We start from the raw sequence: 1698 nt of genomic DNA on the forward strand, positions 1-1698 counted from the left end.
ACCACCCATTTGACCAACCAGTAACTGCCGCCGTGGATGATTTGCTCAAAACGCATCGACAACCCGACCCACAGCGCGAACACCGCCAGCGAGGCCATCAATATCCAGAAGGTAGCGATGTTCATGATTTGCAGGAACATGCCAATCATGTATTTCAGGACCTGACCGCCCTGGGTAAAGTCGCGGGTATTAAGACTCATCAGTACCTCCGCAAAACAGGCTCACCCTCATCCCACAGGCGGGCGAACTCACGTGAAAAATCACCGGCAACCAATGGCATATCCTGCAGCCAGAGGGCGTTCTCGGCATTACGCACATGCGCGCTCGCCGAGTAGTTAAAGGACCCCGCCTGCACCGAGCGACCGTCGATAACCATAAACTTGTGGTGCATCGCGGCGTAGCAGTCATTGAGGCGCACCGGCACGCCCTGGTTGGCCAAAAAGGTCACGGCCGTGTACTTGCTGTTGGCTTTATCATCGGCCACCACCCGCACCCTGACGCCGCGCTCTTTGGCGGCGAGCAGCGCGGTGGCGACGGGCTTGCTGGTAAAGCTGTAGGCCGCCATGTCGATGGACACCTGCGCACTGCCGATGGCGGCCAGCACCACCTGCTGCGCGGTGCCGCTGGGTGAAAAACCCGTCATCACGCCGGCAGCCTGCACACGCATGCAGGCCAGGCTGAGCAACAAGGCGAGCACCGCTCGCCAAACATGCCGGCAATGCGTCATTGCCACGCCCCCCAATGAGCACGGCACTCAGGATTAAAAAGCAGTATCAGAAATTGATGCAGCGTGAGCGTCCCGATGCGCTGGTCAATCTTCCTTGCATCCTCCTGATACATTTCAGCTTCTGCCAGCGTGGTTTCAGGCCAGTCATCTAATGCAGGAAAAATTTTCTTTATTTCTTTTCCTCTGCGATGAAGGATTTGGCTGTCCATATGCAGACCGTAATCAGGGATAAGTAATTCCACACGCGTAGTGATTTCCTGATAATGCGGCAGGACGTAATCCATAGCGAAGACCGAATGTTTATTTTCCATATAATTCCTCTGCACTCATGTGCATTTAACTATTTATGACCATGCGAAAAAACCCGATTTCATCGGAGGTGAAAATGATTTATTCAGCATTTGAATCAAGACTTACGGCAACAGTCTTTTAGTCTCCTTGAGAAATATCTTTGCATTACAGTTCTGTAAAATGGCATTCACTGTTTTCATATCCACCTTGAGTTGCGGATAGTCTCGGACATCCGCATGATTCTTGCATTTGCGTGTTTTTTCGGTCGTCATACCCAATACCCATTGTTATTCGCGCTGATTGAAAATAATAACCAGACGCTCAGCAGTACACGGATAGAGAAGAGCGCAGGTTTACTTGCTCTTTACGTAAAAACCATCTTATTCACACTTACTGGTATACCTGTGATTTTCTTGCTTTCGGCATGGCACTGGCTTGCATATACGCAGGGTTTTCTTTGTTGCCAGCATTAAGTGCAGAAAAATATTTGCTTTGTATTAAAGGATATTGGCAATGGATTTGGCCAGCTGGTCTTCGAGCACCGGTTTGGCTTCCTCAAACTTGAGGTTGACCTTGTTGGCGTTGGACACCACCCGGGTCTGATACTTGTGCTGATTACCCTGCTGCGTGCTGGTCTGTACCTTGGCGCCGGACGTGCCCTGACGCAGCGCCGCGACGTT

General features: G+C 51.4%; 4 protein-coding genes. All 4 read right to left on the reverse strand.

The genetic code is table 11. The annotated features are described in order from the left end of the window. The coding region (locus AC4PR2_RS28695) for a hypothetical protein (RefSeq protein ID WP_492175941.1) at positions 1–200 on the reverse strand (200 nt) is incomplete at its 3' end. Further along, positions 200–727 carry a phospholipase D family nuclease gene (locus AC4PR2_RS28700; protein WP_492176025.1) on the reverse strand — a complete coding sequence of 176 codons (528 nt, stop codon included), beginning with the start codon at positions 725–727 and terminating at the stop codon, positions 200–202. The genes AC4PR2_RS28695 and AC4PR2_RS28700, both read right to left, overlap by 1 nt. Continuing rightward, positions 724–1038, reverse strand: coding sequence for a hypothetical protein (locus AC4PR2_RS28705; protein ID WP_492176026.1), 315 nt, complete (start codon positions 1036–1038; stop codon positions 724–726). The genes AC4PR2_RS28700 and AC4PR2_RS28705 overlap by 4 nt, the downstream gene beginning before the upstream one ends. A 477-nt stretch (positions 1039–1515) precedes the next feature. Next, on the reverse strand, positions 1516–1698 hold a 183-nt coding region (gene traT, locus AC4PR2_RS28710; protein ID WP_492176027.1), incomplete at its 5' end, for a complement resistance protein TraT.

This window comes from Serratia sp. A07, assembly GCF_058725505.1.

Bases quoted from the DNA above. Each gene is read 5' to 3' on its own strand.
- AC4PR2_RS28705 (WP_492176026.1), bottom strand. From the start codon at position 1,038: ATGGAAAATAAACATTCGGTCTTCGCTATGGATTACGTCCTGCCGCAT.
- AC4PR2_RS28700 (WP_492176025.1), bottom strand. From the start codon at position 727: ATGACGCATTGCCGGCATGTTTGGCGAGCGGTGCTCGCCTTGTTGCTC.